The sequence below is a fragment of the Nakamurella sp. GG22 genome (assembly GCF_052976845.2).
Genome location: NZ_JBRIIO020000006.1, coordinates 173682 through 193549, shown reverse-complemented (window position 1 = coordinate 193549; position 19868 = coordinate 173682). Strand labels below are relative to the sequence as shown.

The window sequence follows — 19868 nt, the reverse complement described above, 5'->3', positions numbered from 1 at the left end:
GTCGTCGCCCGCAGAGGGTGATGGAAGGTGATCTCACCACTCGCCGACGACCGGGCTCCGCGGGCCGGCGGAGAACGGGCAGTCGGTCACCCGCAGTGCGACGTTCTGCAACTCATGCACGGCTGCCGGGAGGTCGCGCGGATGGCGCACGTCGGCGAGGAAGTCGAGCCTGGCCCTGGTCGACCAGCCTTCACCGTCGAGCCGGAAGGTGAGCCCGCACCGGTCGACGCGGATCGGTGCGAACGCCCGGACGCCGCGAACGACGTCCGGGTGGAAGAGGTGTGCCAACCGCAGGACCGCGGCAGGGTGGTCGCGGACCAGGTGCTCGACGAACTCGTCGCTGACGGTGGCCAGCGGATCCGCCCGTGCTGCGGCGTAGGTGGCGGGCTCGACCGGGTTGCCGTTGAGCAGGAGGCCGCTGATCATCACCCGCAGCAGGATCGATGCCTCCGATCGGCCCGCCAACTCGATCCGACGATGCTGCGCGAGCACGGCGAAGGCGTCGGTGACATCGGATTCGAGCCACGCATGTCCGGTGACGGTGACCCGGTCGAGTATCCGGTCGGCGCCCGGAACCGGGCTGACCAGGGCGGCATGTACGACGCAGGGTGCGGCATGCTCGCCGATCCGGCGCGCCAGCGCACCGTCGATGCTGACCATCAGAACGAGTGAGCCGTCGAGATCGACGCCGACCACATCGACATCCTCGGCGGCGCTGACGTCGAACGGGACGACGTGACGAAAAGCCGTTCCGATCTCGGCCCGGCCGATGTGCACCGCGATCGGTGATGCGTGGCCGAGCACGGTGCGGGCTCGCTCCGCGGGAGATGGGTGGCGTCCGGTCAGGATCACGCGGGCTCCTTCACTAAGGGTTGCCTAACCTTAGTAGCTGGGACAATGCCGCGGAAGCCGTTACACGGTGGAGACACGGCGGCATGTCCCTCGGCGGCGCGAGCACAATCTGGGGCATGACACCGACGTCGCTCCTGGACCTGCCGGCCGCCGTGGATATCCGCGAGGTGGGACTGCGTGACGGCCTGCAACTCGAGGACCCGCTCGACTGGGAGGACAAGCAGGCGATGATCGCCGCGCTGGCGGCGACCGGGGTCCGGCGGATCGAGGCGACGGCGTTCGTCTCACCGCGTGCCGTGCCGGCGATGGCCGACGCGGAGCGGGTGGCCGGCGAGCTGCACCGCTGGCCGGACGTGTCCTGGTCGGCCTTGGTCGCGAGTCCGAACGGGGCGAGGCGGGCGACGGCCGCCGGGCTGAAGGACCTGGAGTACGTGGTGTCCGCCGCCGACGGCCACAGCCTGGCCAACGTCGGCCGGACCAGTGACGAAGCGCTGGCACAGGTCGCCGACGTCGCGGCCGTCAGCCATCAGGCAGGCGGCAGTTGCGAGGTGGTGATCGCCGTCGCGTGGGATTGCCCGTTTGACGGCCGGACACCGCCGGAGCGAACAGTGGCGGTGGCGCGGCGTGCCGTCGATCTCGGGGCCGACCGGCTGTGCCTCGGCGACACCATCGGGACCACGTCACCCCGGCGGGTGACCGAGTTGATCCAGGCAGTTCGGTCGGCCGTCCCCGGCGTCGATCTGGGCGTGCACTTCCACGACACCCGGGGCACCGGCCAGGCGAACGCGCTGGCGGCGTTGCTGGCCGGCGTCACCCAGCTGGACGCCTCGGTCGGCGGCTTGGGCGGATGTCCGTTCGCGCCGGGCGCCAGCGGCAACATCGCGACGGAAGAACTGCTCTACTGGTTGTCCGAATCCGGCGTGCACACCGGGATCGACCTACAGGCCGTGCTGGACGCCGCCGCGGTCACCGAGAAGGCGGTGCAGCATGCGCTGCCGAGCTCGATGTTCCGGGCGGGCGGTCCGGCACGGTCGTTAGGGCGATCAGGAGTCGAACGATCCGGAGTGCGCCGACCGGGGTAGGGCTGTCAGTTCGAAACCGGTCCGTTCGATACTGGTCAGTTGGAAGCTGGTCAGTTGGAAGCTGGTCAGTTGGAAGCTGGTCAGTTGGAAGCTGGTCAGTTGGAAGCTGCGTCCGCACGCTTCGCAGCCGACTTCTCGGTCGAGGCCCCGTTGGTGGACAGGTTCCCGGAGGACGACTCCAGGTGCGCCCGGACGAACCAGTGGAACAGCTCCAGCTGCCGCAGCTGACCGATCAGCAGGTCATTGGTGACCGGATCGGACTCCTCGACCTTGTCAGCGCCTTCCCGGTGGTCGCCGATGACGCCCTGGTAGACGAGATCCAGGGCACCGAGGTGCGCGATGGCGTCGTCCCGGCCGACCGAGTAGTCGTCCCACGAACGCTGCTTGACCAGGGCGCCGGGTGTGCCGACCGGCGCCGCGCCCAGCGTGGCGATCCGTTCGGCGGCCTCGTCCGCCATCGCGCGCACCGCGTCCACCTGCGGATCCAGCATCTGATGAACGGCGATGAAGTGCGGCCCGACGACGTTCCAGTGGATGTGCTTGAGCGTGAGGGCAAGGTCGTTCAACGCGTTCAGGCGGTCCTGCAGCACGCCGGCAACCTCGGCGCCCTCCTCGACGGTCAGCGAGGGAACGGTGTACTTGGGCATCGTCATAGGAATCTCCAGTCCGTCATGGGCTCTTTACCCTCGGACCAGTTCCCCGCCATCCCCCGCCTGACACAGCCTGTTGTGCGGAGCGAAGGACGCTGTCGGCGGACAACCACCGCGACGTCCGCGAACGGAGGAGCGATGGGTCAGTTCAGCTCGCTACCCCGCTGGATCGGCAGCACGATCTTCGCCGGCGTCTCGGGGTTCGCCGCCCGCGCGGGCGCAGGGGGCGGCGCCGGGGTCGGGGCCGGTGCTGTCACGCGGTGATGGATCGGCAGCACGAACAGCGCCACGATCAGCCAGAGCAGCTGAACACTCCCGGCGAAGGCCAACAGCGCGCCGCCGGCGTCGTAGTCGCCGTCGCGCACGTGCATCAGCGACGCGGTGGGCGTGCACCAGATCGCCAGCCCGGCCGTCATCAGCACCGAATAGCCCACCACCGACGCGATCCGGCCGGTCAGCGCACGATCCGACGAGCTGTACCCGCTGTTGTCGTCGGCGAGGGCCCGGATGCCCGACACCAGCCTGATGGCCAGCAGCACCATCGCAGGGAACACCCAGATGATGTGGTGGACCCAGCTGACCGGACTCACCAGGACGCCGACCAGGCCGGCGAGCGTCAGCCCGGCCAACTCGTCGCCGGCGAGGGCAGCGCGACGCGCGCGCCAGAGCCCGAACACGGCGAGAGAACCGGCCAGAATCAGCCACGGAAGCCGACCGGGGGCCAGCGGCGCATCGAGCCGGGCGAGCAGTCCGTTGACCGACTGGTTCATGGTCGTGTCGAGAAAACCGACCCTGGATGTCTCCCACATCAGCGACGTGAAGTAACGCCACGTCTCGACCGGCGCGATGACCGCGCTGATCAGGTTGGCCGCGATGACGGTTCCGATCGCGGTGACCGCCGCCCGCCACCGGCCGACCACCAGCAGGTAGACGATGAAGATGCCGGGCGTGAGCTTGATGGCGGTGGCGAGGCCGATCCCGACCCCCGTCCATTTGCTGCCCCGGCGCCCGAGCACCAGCAGATCGACGAGGACGAGCACGCCGAGGTAGATGTTGATCTGCCCGAAGGACAGCGTCTGCCGGAACGGCTCGAGGGTGAAGGCAAACGCGGTGGCGACCCCCGCCACCGCGAACAGCAGCGGCTTGGGCAGCCGAAGCCGCTCGCGGAGCACGAGATAAACGAAGACGGCGCCGGAGCCCAGGATCGCGGCCAGCGAGATCACCAGCACGACGGGATACGCGAGCACCGACATCGGCCACATCAACAGCGCCGCGACCGGCGGATAGGTGAAGCCGAGGGAGATGTTGACGGCGTCCGGTTGGGCGTAGGAGAAGAGGTCGTGCCCGGTCTGCCAGTAGTTGATCGCGTCGTAGTACAGCCGAAGGTCGAACTGCGAGTGGTGCTGGCCCATGATCTCGCCGAACACCCACGAGGCGAATGCGGCGACGGTGACCGGCAACACCACCATCACGATGCGGGTCGCGCGGGGGAGGGAGTCCCACCAGCGGACCACCCGCATCGAGGTCACGGTGGGTCTTTCGGGAGTCGTCACACCGACGATTATCGCAGTAGATACCATTTTTTCGTAACAGCTTTGACCATTTCGGTACACGGCGCGCGTTCACGTCGCGATGCGTTCGGCGGCGTCCGGGTGCAGTGCCGCATCTTGTTGTGCGAATGACCTAACCTGCCTTCTCGTGTTCGCCGCCGACACCCACACATCCTCGGAGCCAGTCACTTTGCCGCTGTCGGCCGTTGCGCGCGCGGAACTGCTGCGAGTAAAGGAATGGTCAAAGAATGGTGGTTAACGGTGCTCGGGATTGAGCGGGAGAGCGGCCCGGGCATTCTGCGGGTGAGCGAACTCACGTCCGGCGAAACGGACGAAATAGGCGCGCCAGCGAATCGGCGCCGCTCCCGGCGGTCGACCTGACGGGTCGGTCGGCCCGATCCGGTCGGTACGGTCACTGCCAGGCCGATAAGAAGGAGATCACCGTGCCGGAGCCGATCGAGGTCCGCAAGATCCCGCTGCACAGCGTGTCCGACGCCAGCGAACTGACCGCCCTGATCGACACGGGGGTGCTGGACGCAGACCGGATCGTCGCGGTCATCGGCAAGACCGAGGGCAACGGCGGGGTCAACGACTACACGCGGATCATCGCCGACCGTGCGTTCCGCGAAGTCATCGTCGCGAAGGGCACCCGCACGGCCGACGACGTCGCCCAGATCCCGATCGTCTGGTCCGGCGGGACCGACGGGGTGCTGTCACCGCACGCGACGGTGTTCGCGACGGTGCCCGCCGGCAGTGTTCCCGCCTCCGACGAACCGCGGCTGACCGTCGGGTTCGCCATGAGCGACACCCTGCTGCCCGAGGACATCGGCCGGGTCGCGATGATCACCAAGGTCGCAGACGCCGTCCGGGTCGCGATGGAACGGGCCGGGATCACCGATCCGGCGGACGTGCACTACGTCCAGACCAAGACGCCGCTGCTCACCATCACCACCATTCAGGACGCCAAGTCGCGCGGGCAGTCGGTGTGGACCGAGCACACCCACGAGTCCATGGACCTGTCCAACGGCACCACCGCCCTGGGCGTCGCGTTTGCGCTCGGCGAGATCGGCATGCCGACCGATGCCGACGTCATGCACGACCGGTCCATCTACTCGGCGGTGGCGTCGTGCTCGTCAGGCGTGGAACTCGACAGGGCGCAGGTGGTCGTCGTCGGCAATGCGACGGGCATCGGCGGCCGCTACCGCATCGGCCACTCGGTGATGAAGGACGCGCTGGACGCGGACGGCATCTGGGAGGCGATCCGCAACGCGGGTCTCGACCTGCCCGAGCGCCCGCGTACCTCCGACCTGGACGGCAGGCTGGTCAACGTCTTCCTCAAGTGCGAGGCGTCGCAGGACGGCCAGGTCCGCGGCCGCCGAAACGCGATGCTGGACGATTCCGACGTCCACTGGCACCGGCAGATCAAGGCCTGCGTCGGCGGGGTGACCGCCGCGGTGACCGGCGATCCGGCGGCGTTCGTGTCGGTCTCCGCCGCGCATCAGGGGCCGGACGGCGGCGGACCGGTCGCGGCCATCGTCGACCTCGGCTCTGCCGGGTAGCGGTACCGGCTCACCCGCAGGCCGGCCACCGGTTCGATCTCGTCCACCCACCGGAAGCCGATGCGCTCGTACAACCGACGTGCGGGGACGTTCGCCGCACCGGTGGAGACCTCGACCGGGCGGCCGGCAGCCACGGACAGCACTCTCTCGACGAGCGCGCGTCCGACCCCACGCCGGAAAACGTCCGGGTCGACGATCAGCCGATCGATGTCGACGATCGTCCCGTCGGTGTAGCCGACGGCGCCGAGGATCCTGGCGTCGCCGCCCGGATCGTCGCCGCCCGGATCGTCGCCGCCCGGATCGTCGTCCCCCGGATCGTCGTCCCCCGGATCGTCGTCGTCCCCCGGATCGTCGTCGACAGCCACCCACCAGTGCAGGTTCGCGGCAACCAGGTCCGGCACCGTCTCGTGCAACGCCGGAATCCGGTCGTCGCCGATGAGTGCCGCCTCCACGGCGTACGCCCTGTGCTGGATCCCGAGCAGGTCGCGGGCCAGCGTCTCGTCGACGATCCCGGCGTGCCGGTCCAGCCGCATCGTCAGCCGTCGACGCCGGTGGAGCCGTCGGTCAGCTCGCGCAGGATGTCCATGTGACCGACGTGCCGGGCGGTCTCCTCGATCATGTGCACGTACACCCAGCGGAGATTGACCCGGCGCAGTCTCGGGTGCGGGACGCTGTGGTCGAGCGGAAGGCGTGCGGCGATCTCCCGCGACTCCTCGCAGGCGGCGATGTATTCCGCGATCAGGCCGGCCACCGTCTCGCCCGACTGGACGACCCAGCTGGCGTCATCGCCTCGACTGTTGGCCGGCAGATCCGCGGCGGGCCGCTCCGCCATGACCTCCTGGAACCATTCCCGCTCCACGCCGGTCAGATGCCGAACGGTTCCGGCGAGAGTTGTCAGCGACGGCACCCACCGCTGCTGCGCCGCGGCATCGTCGATATTCGATGCCTTCTTGACGACGACGGAGCGGTGCCAGTCGAGCATCGTGGCCAAGGTCTGCCGTTCATCGGCGGTGGCGACGAGCTCGTCCGGGGCGAGTGGCGGCTGATCGTTCATGCGGCTGATCATCCCAGTGCCCCGCAGGTGATCAACCGTCGTTCTCGAACGCCCTGCCCTCCCCGGGCCAGACCGGCAGCAGCAGCCGGTCCTTCAGTTCGGTCCTGATCCAGGCCTCCCGCTCGAGGGTCGCGGCGGCGTAGGCGGCGAGGTCGGCGGCGTACTGGGCGTCGACCTCTCCAGCGGCGTTTTCGACCCGGTCTCGTTCCTTGAGGGCGGCCTTGGCCAGCCGGCGCAATTCGGGGAGCAATCCGATCAGCGTGCCGGAGTCGGTGCGCCGGTAGATGCGTGTGGTCGCGTTGTCCAGAGGCACGCGGATCACGCTACTGACAGAATCAGCCGCGACCGGTGGGCCGGTGCGGCCGACGGCAACCAGTCGCCACGTGTTCGCCGGGCGGCCAACGAAGCGCGCGTTGATGTTCATTCGGCGCGACTCGCACAGCGCCGAAGGGGAGAAATGCACGATGACAGCCCACGGCTCCGGAGTCGAGCAGCAGGTCCCGGTCGTCATCGATGCGCACGCCCATTTCCTCGACCCGATCGGACTGACGTACCGGTGGATCGAACAACGCAGCCCGGCGCTGACGTCACTGCTGGCGAACTACTACGACATCGCACGCGACTTCGGACCGGCGGACTACCGGGACGCTGTTGCCGGCACCGGCATCACCGGTGTGGTCGCGTGCGAGTTCGGAGCCGAGGATCCGTGGGCCGAGGCGCGGTGGATCCAGCACTGCCACGACACCACGGGCAGCCCGGACGCTTTCATCGCCGCGACGGATCTGACCTCGCCGCGACTGCCCGACCTGCTGGCCCGCTACCGCGACCTGACCGTCGTCCGCGCCGTCCGGCAACCGCTGTACTGGTCCGACGACCCGCTCACCCGGCTCGGTGCCCGACCGGACTTCCTAACGGACCCGGACTGGTTGCGCGGATTCGAACGCGTCGCCGGCGAGGGCCTGGTCTGGGATCTACTGCTCTACGCCGAGCAACTCCCGCAGGCGACCCGGCTGCTGGACGCCTTTCCCGAGGTGCCGATCGTGCTGGAAGCGGCGGGCTGGCCGCTGGACCGCAGCCCGGCCGGTTTCGAGCGCTGGCGCGACAACCTGCGCGCGGTCGGCGAGCACCGCAATGTGGTGCTGAAACTCCAAGGGCTGGCGCTGATCTTCGGGACCGACCGCGAGTCGGTCAGCCCGTGGCTTGCGGCCGCGGTCGAGATCTTCGGTGCTGACCGGTGCATGTTCGCCAGCCACCTGCCGGTCGACGGGTTGCTCTGGACCTGCCGAGATCTCCTCGACACGACCCGGTCCGCGCTCGCGCGCCTCGAACCTGCCGCGGTACACGAGTATCTCGCGGGCACCGCCGAGCGGGTCTACCTGGCCGGGTAGACCCGTCGCGCGCGGCAGCTCCGGTCGGCACTACCGCCGGGTGAATTCGAGGTCGTAGATGTCGTGCCCGGCCGCAAGCCCGCGCCGCTCGAACCGGGTCCTCGGCCGGAAGTCGGGTCGGGGAGCCCAGCCGGCGTGCGCGTTGCGCAGACCCTTGGTCGCGGTGCAGGCCGCGAGCATGCTCTCCGCGTACGGCGCCCAGTCGGTGGCCAGCCGGAAGGTGCCGCCGCGCCGCAGCCGTGACGCGACGAGGGCGGCAAAGTCCGGGGTCACCAGCCGGCGCTTGAGGTGTTTGGTCTTCGGCCACGGGTCGGGGAAGAACAGCCACACCTCGGCCAGGCTGCCGGGAGTGACCAGATCCGTCAGTACCTGCACACCGTCACCGCGTAGGACCCGCACGTTGTGCAAACCGGCACGGCTCAGGTGGTGCAGCGTCTGGGCAACTCCGGGTTTGTAGACCTCGACAGCGAGCAGGTTCACCTCGCCGCGGGCCGCGGCCATCCCGACGGTAGCCTCACCCATCCCGGACCCGATCTCCAGCACGAGGCCGGCCCGCCGGCTGAACAGGGCGTCGCCGTCGATCGGCTCGGTGAGCTCCGCCGCCTCGAGGTACCAACGGTCGGCGTGGGTCTCGAAGGCCTTCCGCTGGACCGCGTTGAGCCTGCCGCCCCGCGGGTGGAAGCTGACGACCCGGCGGAAGTGCGCAGGCAGACCGTCGGCCGCATCGCTCGTCACGATCCGGGATTCCGACATGGTGTGGACGGTACGGGCTTGGGTGCTGCCGGCGGCAACCATCGGGGCGGTGTCCACCGGAGCGGGGTCCACCGGAGCGGGGTCCACCGGAGCGAGGTCCACCGGAGCGGTGTCCGCTGAGGCGATGTCGACCGAGGCGGTATCGGCCGGTGCGATGGCGATCGGCGATTCCGGCATGCCGAGCACCGTACTTGCGACCGGAGGGGTTGGGCGCACCCAACCCTCAGGAGGCGCCTTCGGTCTGCTCGCGCTGCTTCATCTCCGCCTCGAAGACGTGCTTGGACCCGCCCGACAGCTGCTGGCGGACGAGTTCGTCGACCGCCTGGAACGCTCTCCAGTACTGCTCGTCGTAGGACTCGACGATCTGGAAGGTCCACATGTCCCCGACGACGTCCCGCCCGACCAGGACGTCGTCGATCTCGGCTGCGAGTTCCTGATGGCCGGCCTTGCGGAGGGCGGCGAGCGCCTCCTGGAGCGCGAGGTCGGCCTCTCCTGACATCCGGTGGAACTCGTACAGCAGGCCCCGGGCGTTCTCCACCACCTCGAACGCCGCGGAGATCTTGCCGACGGCGTCGACGGTGGCATCGTCGGCGCCGGGCGGCCGGCTGTGCTCGACCGCCCGGTCCGGATGCCGGGCGGACCCGAACCGGTCCCGCAGTTCACCCATCAGGCGTCCCTTCGCTGCAACAGCACCAGTGCGATCAACCAGAGAAGCACGGCCGTGCCGGCGAAGACCAGCAGGCCCTGCACCGGTGTCGGCCCTGCCGTGGGCTGGAACAGGTTGCTGATCCCGGTGGTCGGCGTGACGAAGCGGTCGCCGGCCGTGAACGGCAGCCACGGTCCGGCCTTGCCCACCGTGGGGATGACCCCGATCAGCGGTTCCAGAACGATGGGCCAGAGCAGCAGGATCGCGATGGCGCCGGCGGACTGCCGCACGATCGTGCCCACCGCGACGGCGATCACCCCGGCGATCGCGAACAGGGCCCCGTATCCGGCGACCTGGCGCCAGTCGTCGGCGGTCGTCAGTTCCAGCGGCACCGGCGGATCCGTGGCCAGCAACTTCGCGAGGTAGAAAGCACCGAAGGCGGCGAGCAACCCGACGACAGCGCCGATCAGCGCGAGCAGCGCGGTCTTCGCGAACAGCACCGCCGGCCGCCGGGGAACGGCGAGGAACGTGTTGCGGATCGTGCCGAACCGGTACTCGGTGGTCACCGAGAGCGCCGCCAGCACCATGAAGATGCTCAGGCCGAGATTCACCCCACGGAGCACCAGATAGGGCAGAGCGGCGGAGCCCCGGTCGATCAGCCCGAACAGGGTCGAGAACCCCAGCGCCGCAACGGCGATGGCCACCAGGCACCAGTAGGGCGAGCGGGTGGAGAACAGCTTGATGCGTTCGACGTTGAGCAGGGTCATCGCGAGCCACCTTCCTGCTGAGCGGCCGGCGGGGTGGCTTGCGATGGTGTGGCCTGCGATGGCGCGGCCTGCGGTGATCCGGGCGGTGCTGATGCAGGCGGTGCCGATGCGGATGGTGCTGATGGCGGTGGAGCCCACTGCTGCTGCCCGGGCGGCGGTCCGGGCGGTGTGCCAGGCGGAATTCCGCCACCCGGCATGCCTGCGCCCTGTGGCGGGAATCCCGGCGGCGGCCGGTACCCGGGAGGTGGTCCGTACCCTGGAGGTGGTCCGTAGCCGGGCCCGGGCGGCTGGCCGTAGCCGGGTGGCGGCGCCATGGCCGGAACGCCCTGGGCGAGACCGCCCGGCCCGCCGGGACCGCCCGGAACTCCGGCAACCGGCATCGGAGCGCCACCGCCGGGGAACGCCCCCTGCCCGCCGGCTGTCGCGCGTGACGTGCCGTACTCGACGGAGTCGCCCGTCAACTGGATGAAGGCTTCCTCCAGCGAGCCCGCCTGCAGCGAGAGCTCGTGCAGCGTCACGGCTGCCCGGCCGGCCACGTCGCCTACCTGCTCGATCGGGGCGCCGGTCACCTCGATCGCCCCGTTGGCCTCGGTGAAGGTGAGACCCGCGTCCTTGAGTGCGGTGCGGAGGTCGTCCGGCTGCGGGGTGCGCACCCGGATCGACGACACGGTGGAGCGGGCGATGAAATCGGCGGTGGACGCCTCGGCGATCATCCGGCCCCGGCCGATCACGATCAGGTGGTCGGCGGTCAGCGCCATCTCCGACAGCAGGTGCGAGGACACCAGCACGGTGCGCCCCTGACTGGCCAGGTTCCGCATGAACGTGCGGATCCAGAAAATGCCCTCGGGATCGAGTCCGTTGACAGGTTCGTCGAACAGCAGCACCTTGGGGTCGCCGAGGAGTGCGCCCGCCAACCCGAGCCGCTGCTTCATGCCGAGGGAGAACTTGCCGGCGGCCTTCTTCGCGACGCTGGTGAGGCCGACGATGTCGAGCACTTCGTCAACCCGTTTCGCCGGGATCTTGTTCGACCCGGCCATGAAACGCAGATGCGCCCGGGCCGACCGGTTGGGGTGGATCCAGTTGGCGTCGAGCAGGGCGCCCACCTGGGTCAACGGCTTGGAGAGCTTCACGTACGGCTGGCCGCCGATCAGTGCAGTGCCGCTGGTGGGGTTGTCCAGGCCCAGGATCATCCGCATGGTGGTCGACTTGCCGGCGCCATTGGGACCGAGGAAGCCGGTCACCGACCCCGGTTGGACCGTGAAAGAGAGGTTGTCAACAGCCACTGTGCTGCCGTAGTGCTTGGTCAGTCCGATCGCTTCGATCATCCGTCAGCCCCCAGGTGGCCGTTTGATGGTGGTGTCGCCTTGATCATTCTCGTGCCGAACCTATCGCAGGACCCGGGGCCGAAAGATCAGCGTGCTTACTATTGAACGGGTGGACACCGTCTCGAAAAACACCGCGCAGACCCGACACCATCAGACCGATGTCGAGGCCGGCACCGGCCGCCAATGGTTGGTGCTGGTGGGCCTGCTCGCAGCATCATTTGCCGTCGCCTTCGTCGGGGGCCTGTCCAGCACCAGCGGGGTCGACGGTTGGTACAGCGCGGCCGAGAAACCACCGTGGACGCCACCGAACTGGGTTTTCGGACCGGTCTGGACTTTCCTGTACACCGCCATGGCGGTGGCCGCCTGGTTGGTCTGGCGTCGTTGGGGATGGCAGCGCGCCCGGCCGGCGCTGCTGCTGTATGCCGCACAGCTGGTGCTCAACGCGATGTGGACGCCGCTGTTCTTCGGCGCCGAGCAACTGTGGCTCGGCCTTGCGGTGATCGTCGCCCTCGACGTCGTCCTGGCTCTCACCGTGGTCGCGTTCTTCCGGCTCCATCGCCTGGCGGGCGCGCTGATGGTGCCGTATCTGCTGTGGGCGCTGTACGCGACATCGCTCAACGCCGGTGTCGCAGCACTGAACTGACAGCACTGAACTGACAGCACTGAACTGACGGCATCGAACTGACAGCCCTGAACTGAGCGTGGCGAACTGACCATCGGCGCCGCCACCGGCGGATGTCGGGCCCCCCATTAGGCTCGGACTCGTGCAGAGCGAATCCCCGTTAACTCAGACGCCTTCAGCGAGCAATTTCCCGCGTCACCGGGTGGATCCCGCGTTCACCGACCTGCCGCTCCGTACCCTCGCCGACGCCGCGCTCAGCGCCGCGACCGGCGCGGGTGCCTCGTTCGCGGACTTCCGGTTCGAACGCCTCGTCACCGCCGACCTGACCATCCGGGACACCGCCGTGCAGTCGGCGACCGACGCGGTGACCACCGGGTACGCCGTCCGGGTGATCGTCGACGGAACATGGGGTTTCGCGGCGTCGGTGGTCGCAACGCCCGAGGAGGCAGCGCGCACCGCACGGGAGGCCGTCGCGGTGGCCAGGGCACTCGCCGGGGTGGTCGCCGAGCGGGTGGAGCGCGCCGACGAGCCCGTGCACCGGGACCGGGAGTGGGTCAGCCAGTACCACACGGACCCGTTCGGAGTGCCGGCCGCCGACCGCATCGGACTGCTGCTCGATCGTTCGGAGCGGCTGCTGGCCTCCGACGGCGTGGCGCACACCACCGCCGGCCTGTTCCAGGTCAAGGAGAACAAGTTCTACGCCGACACGGCCGGCACCGTCACCACCCAGCAGCGGGTCCGCCTGCAGCCCTCCCTGACCGCCACCGCGGTCGACAGCGACACCGGCGCCTTCGAGACGATGTCGAGTCTGACCCCGCCGGTCGGCCGCGGGTACGAGTACCTGATCGACGGCACCTGGGACTTCGATGCCGAGATCGCCACGATGGGTGCGCAGCTTTCCGAGAAGATCAAGGCGCCGTCGATCGAGGCCGGCCGGTACGACCTGGTCATCGACCCCACCAACCTGTGGCTGACGATCCACGAATCGATCGGCCACGCCACCGAGTACGACCGGGCGATCGGTTACGAAGCGGCCTATGCCGGAACGTCTTTCGCGACGCCGGACAAGCTCGGCAGCCTGGTCTACGGATCACCGATCATGAACGTCACCGGCGACCGGACGGTCGACCACGGGTTGGCCACGATCGGCTACGACGACGACGGCGTCGCCGGTCAGTCCTGGAACCTGATCAGCGGCGGCATCCTGACCGGGTACCAGCTGGACCGGGTGTTCGCCCGCCGGCTCGGCCTGGACCGCTCGAACGGCTGCGCCCACGCCGACTCGCCGGGGCACGTGCCGATCCAGCGGATGGCGAACGTCAGCCTGCAGCCCGACCCGGACGGCGGGACCACCGCCGACCTGATCGCCGGCGTGCAGGACGGCATCTACGTGGTGGGCGACAAGTCGTGGTCGATCGACATGCAGCGCTACAACTTCCAGTTCACCGGCCAGCGGTTCTACCGGATCCGGAACGGCGAATTGGCCGGGCAGGTGCGCGATGTCGCCTACCAGGCCACCACGACCGACTTCTGGGGTGCGATGGACGGCGTGGGAGGCCCGCAGACCTACCTGCTGGGCGGTGCGTTCAACTGCGGCAAGGGCCAACCCGGCCAGGTCGCGGCCGTCTCGCACGGCTGCCCGGCCGCCAGATTCCGAGGTATCTCGATTCTCAACACCGTGCAGGAGGGAGCGGCATGACGGGCACCGGCCTGCTGACGCCGCAACAGATCATCGAGGCGGGCCTCGCCGCGTCGCAGTCCGATGGGTGCGTCGTCGTCGTCAACTCCAGCACCGAGGCGAACGTCCGGTGGGCGAACAACACCGTGACCACCAACGGTCTCTCGCGATCCCTGTCCTGGTTCGTCGTGGCAATCGTCGACGGCGCCGCGGGCACCGTCACCGCATCCGCCGCGGCCGCCGAGAGTTCCGCTGCCGTCGGCGAGGTCGTCGCCGCCGCGCACGAGGCCGCCCGGGCGGCGGCCCGCTCGGGCCGCGCGCAGGATGCGCAGCCGCTGGTCGAACCGGGACCGGGTTCCGCCGCGTCCGACTTCGAGGACCCCGCGGAACCGACCTCGTTCGAGGTGTTCGGCCGGTTGCTCCCGTCGCTCGGCGCCGCGTTCGACAGCGCCCGCTCGGACGACCGGATCCTCTACGGATTCGCCCGACACGAGAGCACCACCACGCACCTCGGGTCGTCGACCGGTCTGCGGCTGCGCTGGGTGCAGCCCACCGGGCTGCTGGAGGTCAACGCGAAGTCGGCCGACCTGCAGCGATCCGCCTGGTCGGGGGTGTCGACGGCCGACTTCGTCGGCATCGACGTGGATCGGGTGGCCTCGGATCTGGCGACCAGGCTGGAATGGGCGCGGCGCTCGGTCGATCTTCCGCCGGGCCGCTACGACACGGTGCTGCCGCCGACCGCGGTGGCCGATTTCGTGCTGTTCCTGGCCTGGAGCGCCGGAGCGCGCGCGGCGCACGAGGGCCGCTCCGCCTTCTCGGCACCCGGCGGGGGGACGAAGGTCGGGCAGCGGCTCACCGAACGGGGGTTCACCCTGGTGAGCGACCCGGCGTTCCCCGGCCTCGAGGCGTCGCCCTTCGTCGTCGCGTCCAGTTCCGGTGACGAGGTGTCGGTGTTCGACAACGGGGCACCGATCGGCCGTTGTGAGTTGCTCACCGACGGCGTCATCACAAACCTGTTGCACACCAGAGGATCTGCCGCGGAGTTCGGCGAGCGGTTCGTCCCGCAGACAGAGAATTTGATCCTCACCGGCGGCGAGGACGGGCGCAGCACCGAAGACCTCGTTGCCGGGGTCCGCCGTGGTCTGCTGGTCACCTCGCAGTGGTACCTGCGCGAGGTGGACCCGATGACGATGCTGCTGACCGGTCTGACCCGGGATGGCGTGTTCCTGGTGGAGAACGGCGAGATCACCGGCGCCGTCAACAATTTCCGGTTCAACATGTCGCCACTGGACGTGCTGCGGCAGGCCATCGACGTGGGCGGGACCGTCCCGGCGCTGTCCCGGGAGTGGAGTGACTGGTTCACCCGCTCCGCGATGCCGCCGATGCTGGTGGAGGGATTCAACATGTCGTCGGTGTCCAAGGCCCAGTAGCCGGGGCGGCGGTCAGTGCGTCTTCTGCGCCGCCGCACCCTGTGACGCGGCCGCGGTCGGCGACAGGTCGGCGAGGGTCAGCGGATGCCGCGGCGCTGGCGGAAGGGGCTGGCTGCTGGTCACCGCGAGGTCGGCACCGACATGCACCAGCTCACCGACATCCAGCAGCCGCCAGCCTGTTTCACCGTCCATCGGTTCACTTGCGACGATCACCGATGGTGCTCCCGACAGCTCGCGCGAGTGGGTGCGGATACGCGGTGACCTGACCTCGAGATGCTCCGGCGTTCCGGGCCGCTCGAGGATGTACAACTCGTGGGTCTCCGGATACCGCAGCGCCCACAACTCGCCCGGCGTGGCGAGCAACAGATTGACCGCGAACACCGGCAGACTGTCCGAGATCCACGTCAGCGCAGCGGTGATCGCTGCCGTGACGTCACCGCCGTTCCGTCTCGCCTCCGCGGTGATCAGCGCGAACATCCGCTCGCTGTCGGTCTGCCCGCCGACCAGGCTCCGCAAGCCGAATTCGTCGAGCCTGCGGTCGATTCGGTCGAGCCCGCCGAACGCGCCGTTGTGCGCGAACAACCGGCCGTCCTGGGCGAACGGGTGGGTGTTGCCGGCGGTGTGTGCACCCGTGCTGGCGTACCGGACGTGCGCCACGAACGTCCGGCTGCGGGCGACCCGCGCCTCTCGGGCGAATTCCGCGTCCTCCCACGCCGCGATCGGCTGCTTGTCGATCACCGGGCGGCCCTTGGGGTCGAAGACGCCGATCCCGGCGCCGTCCGGTTCGCGGTGGCTCTGCTCGCGCAGGCTGTCCGGCGCATCGAGCAGCCAGAACGTGGCGCTGACCGGATCCGCGCCCGCGTGCAGAGCAAACAGACGACACATCGGTGCGCCCCCCATCGTCGACGTGCTGTGCGTCGAGCCTGACACGCCGACGCCGCAGCCGCTCGGCGCGGGCTCCGCCGACCCGGAGGACTGTGCAGCTCCGTCAAACAATTGCGGTGTGAGGTGAGGCTGCGCTGAATTCCCGCAGAATCGCGGTTTTCGGCGCGGGTTAATCGCCTGCATTTCCGCTGTGACCGCCATCTCCTTTGTGTTGTAGCCTGCACCAGCCGCGTCGGTGGACAGTCTGCGCAGGTAGTGGCATGTTCGACCAGGAGCTATCGACATCCAACAAGATCGAACAGGCATCGATCTGGATCATGTCGATAATCGGGTTCCTTTCTCGATTCTGTGGCGGGAACAACACGCTGTTTTGAGCGTCGCAAGGGGTTTTCTCGCTAATGTCGCCGGAATCGACCGGCACAGCGCGGTGCCGGTCATCCCCCATCCCACGCAGGCTGAACGGCTGCTGGGGCCTTCCTCACTCTCCAGGAGATGGTGCATGTGACCGCGGTCATCCGCCCGCCCGTGAATTCGGCAAACGCGACGTCTTCGACCGGCAGCCCGTCCGGTCCACCCGCCGCGGCCGCGGGTACCGACGACAAGGCAACGGTGTCGACGGGCGTGCAGATCATCGGAGCGCCCCGCGGAACCTCGCCGGCGCTGCTCTCCTGGGTCCTCGAGATCGCCGAGTTGGCGAGGCCGGACCGCGTCGTGTTCTGCGATGGCTCCGACGAGGAATGGACTCGGCTGACGGACGCGCTCGTCGATGCCGGCACCTTCACCCGGCTCACCGCGAAGCCGAATTCCTTCCATACCGCCTCCGACCCGACGGATGTCGCGCGGGTCGAGGACCGCACCTTCATCTGTTCGGTGGACAAGGCCGACGCGGGTCCCACCAACAACTGGATGGAACCGTCCGCGATGAAGGCCATCCTCACCGGCCTCTACGCCGGCTGTATGCGCGGCCGGACGATGTACGTCGTCCCGTTCTGCATGGGTCCGTACGACGCCGAGGATCCCAAGCTGGGTGTCGAGATCACCGACTCCGAATACGTTGTCGTGTCGATGCGGGTGATGACCAGGATGGGCGCCAAGGCCCTGGAGCTGATCAACGCCGGTGCCGCCTGGGTGAAGGCGCTGCACTCGGTCGGCGCGCCGCTCGAGCCCGGTCAGCAGGACGTCAAGTGGCCGTGCAACGACATCAAGTACATCGTCCAATTCCCGGAGGAGCGCGCCGTCTGGTCGTTCGGCTCCGGCTACGGCGGGAACGCCCTGCTCGGCAAGAAGTGCTACTCGCTCCGGATCGCCTCGGTGATGGCCAGGGACGAGGGCTGGCTCGCCGAACACATGCTGATCCTCAAGATCACTTCGCCGGAGCAGAAGGTCCATTACGTCGCCGCTGCGTTCCCGAGCGCCTGCGGCAAGACCAACCTCGCGATGCTCGAACCGACCATCCCGGGCTGGAAGGTCGAGACCCTCGGTGACGACATCGCCTGGATGAAGTTCGGCGAGGACGGCCGGCTCTACGCGGTGAACCCGGAGTACGGCCTGTTCGGCGTCGCCCCCGGGACCGGTTGGGGCACCAACCCGAACGCGATGAAGACGATCGCGCAGGGCAACTCGGTGTTCACCAACGTCGCGCTCACCGACGACGGCGACATCTGGTGGGAGGGGCTGACCGACGAACCGCCGGCACACCTCACCGACTGGAAGGGCCGCGACTGGACCCCGAGCGGCCTGGACGAAAACGGCAACAAGCTGGAATCGGCCGGCGAGCCGTCCAGTCACCCGAATTCGCGGTTCTGCACCCCGATCACCCAGTGCCCGATCATCGCCGACGAGTACTTCGAGCCGCACGGCGTACCGATCTCCGCCATTCTGTTCGGTGGCCGGCGCAAGACGACCATCCCCCTGGTCAGCCAGGCCAGGGACTGGCAGCACGGTGTCTTCATGGGCGCCACACTGTCCAGCGAGACGACGGCCGCCGCCACCGGAGCCGTGGGTGTCGTCCGCCGCGACCCGATGGCCATGCTGCCGTTCATCGGCTACAACGCCGGTGACTACTTCGCCCACTGGATCAACCTCGGCAAGGGCGCCGACGCCACCAAGCTGCCGCAGATCTTCTACGTCAACTGGTTCCGCCGGGACGCCGACGGTGGCTTCCTGTGGCCCGGATTCGGCGAGAACTCCCGCGTGCTGAAGTGGGTCGTCGATCGCCTCGAGGGGACCGTCGGCACCGTCGAGACCCCCATCGGCCTCGTACCGACCGCGGGATCGCTCGACATCGAGGGTCTGGACATGACGCTCGAGCAGGTCGAGGCCGCCCTCGCCTACCACCCCGAGGAGTGGAAGGCCGAGGTGCCGCTGATCGAGGAGTGGTTCGCCAAGATCGGCGACAGCGTGCCCACGTCACTGCGGGACGAGCTCGACTCACTCAAGCTGCGACTGGGCCTGAGCTGACAGACAACAACCGGCAGTAGCACTGACCGCCAGGGCCCAGCGTTGCGCCCTGGCGGTCAGTTGTGTTTACGGACTGTTAGCCGAGCGGATTCAGCTCGGGGCCACCCGCTCCGGCGGATCAGTCGTCCTCGTCCGCCGGACTGCGCTTGAGTAGCTTGCGCAGCAGCACCAGCGCGATGATGCCGAGCAGGACCGGCAGCACCCGCTTGAGGATCGGCGCGGCGGTGGCGGACAGCAGGTTGAGATCGCCCGACGACTCGGTCGCCGCCGGGGCACCACTCCGGACCCCGGCAGGAGCCGCGGCCTCCGCGGGTGCGACGAACTCCGCCGCCACCTCGTCCGGATTCACCACATCGATCAGTTCCGCGCCGCCGGCGGCGGTCTTGCCGCTGAGCTTGGTGGACACGCAGTCGGCGAACTGGCCGATCAGCTTGTTGCCGACGTCGACCATCACGCCGCGGCCGAACTGGGCGGGCCGGCCGGTCAACGACAGCGTGGTCACCAGGTCGACCGCAGTTCGGTTCGGCGCCAGCGCGGTGGCGGTCGCCGTCACCATCATCGCCGCCGTCGACGACGAGCCGCCGGCGTTGCCGGTCGCCTCGATCTTCGCCCGGTGCGCGACCGGGTCCTTCTCCACGATCCGGGCCGACCCCTTGTAGGTCATCCGGATCGGGCCGAGCTTGATCTTCACCGAGCCGCTGAACTCGTCACCTTCGACGGTCTCCAGGGTGGCTCCCGGGAAGCAGGAACCCACCTGCTCGATATCCAGCAGGCTGGTCCAGGCCTTTTCGACGCCGACCGGGACCTCGAACCGGTGCTCCAGTTCCACAACGAACCTCCGGGTTTTCCGGCCGGGCGATCTGATCCGCCGGCAGGCTGCGATCGTATGTCGCGGCACCCGAGCCCGCGTGGGGTGGTAACGCCGCAGGTCGGAGAGCGATCCGGGGTCGGGTCGATCGTGGCGGAAGTCGAGAAGCGACAAGTTCCGTGCCACTATCGGGGTGTCGAACCGTGGAGCACGCGGTGCGATCCACCGCGTGGGTCCCGGTTCGCCGCCACCGTCACCGCCGACGGCACCCGCGGGTCGACATCGACCAGGGCCACCGCCGGTGCCGATTCCCGGCGATCCCGGGGGTCGGATTCGTCAGTGAGGAGTTTGCGCATGGC

At 68.8% G+C, this 19868-nt stretch carries 19 protein-coding genes; 7 read left to right on the top strand and 12 right to left on the bottom strand.

The features are described from left to right. Nucleotides 1-33: 33 nt before the first annotated feature. Entirely contained in the window at nt 34-852 is an 819-nt protein-coding gene (locus ACVBEQ_RS09305) for a DUF2470 domain-containing protein (RefSeq protein ID WP_447152649.1), read from the bottom strand. Between the two features lie 116 nt (nt 853-968). Here ACVBEQ_RS09305 and ACVBEQ_RS09300 point away from each other — a divergent pair, with 116 nt between their 5' ends. After that, nucleotides 969-1934 carry a hydroxymethylglutaryl-CoA lyase gene (locus ACVBEQ_RS09300; protein ID WP_447152648.1) on the top strand — a complete coding sequence of 322 codons (966 nt, stop codon included), beginning with the start codon at nt 969-971 and terminating at the stop codon, nt 1932-1934. Between the two features lie 95 nt (nt 1935-2029). Here ACVBEQ_RS09300 and ACVBEQ_RS09295 read toward each other — a convergent pair whose 3' ends face one another. Both ACVBEQ_RS09295 and ACVBEQ_RS09290 read right to left on the bottom strand, forming a co-directional pair. Then, nucleotides 2030-2587, bottom strand: a complete 558-nt coding sequence (locus ACVBEQ_RS09295) for a Dps family protein (RefSeq protein ID WP_447152647.1) — start codon at nt 2585-2587, stop codon at nt 2030-2032. A gap of 140 nt (nt 2588-2727) precedes the next feature. Further along, entirely contained in the window at nt 2728-4137 is a 1410-nt protein-coding gene (locus ACVBEQ_RS09290) for a glycosyltransferase 87 family protein (RefSeq protein WP_447152646.1), read from the bottom strand. 440 nt (nt 4138-4577) lie between these two features. On the opposite strand from ACVBEQ_RS09290, the gene bar reads away from it, so the two are divergent. After that, nucleotides 4578-5693, top strand: a complete 1116-nt coding sequence (gene bar / locus ACVBEQ_RS09285) for a barbiturase (protein ID WP_447152645.1) — start codon at nt 4578-4580, stop codon at nt 5691-5693. Here bar and ACVBEQ_RS09280 read toward each other — a convergent pair. From ACVBEQ_RS09280 to ACVBEQ_RS09270, 3 genes are read right to left on the bottom strand one after another with little or no spacing between them, the layout of a single operon-like run. Next, nucleotides 5633-6226, bottom strand: coding sequence for a GNAT family N-acetyltransferase (locus ACVBEQ_RS09280; protein WP_447152644.1), 594 nt, complete (start codon nt 6224-6226; stop codon nt 5633-5635). The genes bar and ACVBEQ_RS09280 overlap by 61 nt on opposite strands. 2 nt (nt 6227-6228) lie before the next feature. Continuing rightward, a complete protein-coding gene (locus ACVBEQ_RS09275) occupies nt 6229-6747 on the bottom strand; it encodes a DinB family protein (RefSeq protein ID WP_447152643.1) in 519 nt (172 codons plus the stop codon). 31 nt (nt 6748-6778) lie between these two features. Continuing rightward, the gene (locus ACVBEQ_RS09270) at nt 6779-7060 is read right to left on the bottom strand and encodes a hypothetical protein (RefSeq protein ID WP_447152642.1); all 282 of its coding nucleotides are present in this window, start codon (nt 7058-7060) and stop codon (nt 6779-6781) included. Nucleotides 7061-7211: 151 nt separating this feature from the next. On the opposite strand from ACVBEQ_RS09270, the gene ACVBEQ_RS09265 reads away from it, so the two are divergent. Then, complete coding sequence (locus ACVBEQ_RS09265) at nt 7212-8135, top strand: amidohydrolase family protein (protein WP_447152641.1); 924 nt, start codon at nt 7212-7214, stop codon at nt 8133-8135. A 30-nt stretch (nt 8136-8165) separates the two neighbouring features. Here the strand turns inward: ACVBEQ_RS09265 and trmB are convergent, their stop codons facing one another. Genes trmB through ACVBEQ_RS09245 form a run of 4 tightly spaced genes read right to left on the bottom strand, consistent with a single transcriptional unit; the run spans nt 8166 to nt 11626 of the window. Beyond that, nucleotides 8166-9065 (bottom strand): tRNA (guanosine(46)-N7)-methyltransferase TrmB, encoded by a 900-nt coding sequence (gene trmB / locus ACVBEQ_RS09260; RefSeq protein WP_447152640.1) that lies wholly within the window; start codon nt 9063-9065, stop codon nt 8166-8168. A 46-nt stretch (nt 9066-9111) separates the two neighbouring features. Then, nucleotides 9112-9555: a hypothetical protein gene (locus tag ACVBEQ_RS09255; RefSeq protein ID WP_447152639.1), complete on the bottom strand. Its 444-nt coding sequence runs from the start codon at nt 9553-9555 to the stop codon at nt 9112-9114. Further along, the gene (locus tag ACVBEQ_RS09250; protein ID WP_447152638.1) at nt 9555-10301 is read right to left on the bottom strand and encodes a hypothetical protein; all 747 of its coding nucleotides are present in this window, start codon (nt 10299-10301) and stop codon (nt 9555-9557) included. The genes ACVBEQ_RS09255 and ACVBEQ_RS09250 overlap by 1 nt, the downstream gene beginning before the upstream one ends. Continuing rightward, on the bottom strand, nt 10298-11626 hold the full coding sequence (locus ACVBEQ_RS09245) for an ABC transporter ATP-binding protein (protein ID WP_447152637.1): 1329 nt from the start codon (nt 11624-11626) through the stop codon (nt 10298-10300). The genes ACVBEQ_RS09250 and ACVBEQ_RS09245 overlap by 4 nt, the downstream gene beginning before the upstream one ends. A 109-nt stretch (nt 11627-11735) precedes the next feature. Between ACVBEQ_RS09245 and ACVBEQ_RS09240 the strand changes: the two genes are divergently transcribed. The 3 genes from ACVBEQ_RS09240 to ACVBEQ_RS09230 all read left to right on the top strand — a co-directional run bounded on the left by ACVBEQ_RS09240 (nt 11736) and on the right by ACVBEQ_RS09230 (nt 15356). Further along, complete coding sequence (locus ACVBEQ_RS09240; RefSeq protein ID WP_447152636.1) at nt 11736-12269, top strand: TspO/MBR family protein; 534 nt, start codon at nt 11736-11738, stop codon at nt 12267-12269. Between the two features lie 181 nt (nt 12270-12450). Next, nucleotides 12451-13947 carry a TldD/PmbA family protein gene (locus ACVBEQ_RS09235; protein WP_447152635.1) on the top strand — a complete coding sequence of 499 codons (1497 nt, stop codon included), beginning with the start codon at nt 12451-12453 and terminating at the stop codon, nt 13945-13947. Next, nucleotides 13944-15356 carry a metallopeptidase TldD-related protein gene (locus ACVBEQ_RS09230; RefSeq protein WP_447152634.1) on the top strand — a complete coding sequence of 471 codons (1413 nt, stop codon included), beginning with the start codon at nt 13944-13946 and terminating at the stop codon, nt 15354-15356. The genes ACVBEQ_RS09235 and ACVBEQ_RS09230 overlap by 4 nt, the downstream gene beginning before the upstream one ends. Before the next feature lie 12 nt (nt 15357-15368). Here the strand turns inward: ACVBEQ_RS09230 and ACVBEQ_RS09225 are convergent, their stop codons facing one another. Then, complete coding sequence (locus tag ACVBEQ_RS09225; protein ID WP_447152633.1) at nt 15369-16241, bottom strand: class II glutamine amidotransferase; 873 nt, start codon at nt 16239-16241, stop codon at nt 15369-15371. Nucleotides 16242-16733: 492 nt separating this feature from the next. Here ACVBEQ_RS09225 and ACVBEQ_RS09220 point away from each other — a divergent pair, with 492 nt between their 5' ends. Next, entirely contained in the window at nt 16734-18701 is a 1968-nt protein-coding gene (locus tag ACVBEQ_RS09220) for a phosphoenolpyruvate carboxykinase (GTP) (RefSeq protein WP_447152632.1), read from the top strand. A gap of 118 nt (nt 18702-18819) precedes the next feature. Here ACVBEQ_RS09220 and ACVBEQ_RS09215 read toward each other — a convergent pair whose 3' ends face one another. Next, a complete protein-coding gene (locus ACVBEQ_RS09215) occupies nt 18820-19530 on the bottom strand; it encodes an SRPBCC family protein (RefSeq protein WP_447152631.1) in 711 nt (236 codons plus the stop codon). Between the last annotated feature and the right edge of the window lie 338 nt (nt 19531-19868).